At 36.3% G+C, this 432-nt stretch carries 1 protein-coding gene; it reads right to left on the minus strand.

From position 1 onward, the window contains the following. The coding region (locus E3E37_RS11175; RefSeq protein ID WP_167717428.1) for an ATP-binding cassette domain-containing protein at positions 1-432 on the minus strand (432 nt) is incomplete at both ends.

Here is a 432-nt window from a genome sequence, read left to right on the forward strand (position 1 = left end):
CTTTCCTTTGTATATATGGGCCACTCTGTGGGCTAATCGTTTTGCTTGGAATAGATTATGAGTTGAAAAGAGTATTGTAGTTTCCTTTTCTTTAACTATTTCTTTAACTATTTCCTCGATTATAGCAGAATTTGTTGGATCTAAATTTGCGGTCGGTTCGTCCATAAGTAAAAGCTTTGGTTCGAGGACAATTGCTCTTGCTATGGCAACTCGTTGCTTTTCTCCTCCTGAAAGATATTTTGCCCTCCTATTTTCATAACCTTGGAGTCTAACCAGCTCTAAAACTTCCTCAACTTTTTTCTTTATCTCCTCTTTTGAGTATCCCCTGATTTTTAACCCATATGCTATGTTCTTAAAAACGGTAGTGTTAAACATCACGGGAATTTGGAAGACCATTGTAATGTTTTTCCTTAAATTATCATTCCAGCTCAC

It is taken from the genome of Thermococcus sp. ES12, assembly GCF_012027515.1.
Lineage (GTDB): Archaea > Methanobacteriota_B > Thermococci > Thermococcales > Thermococcaceae > Thermococcus > Thermococcus barossii.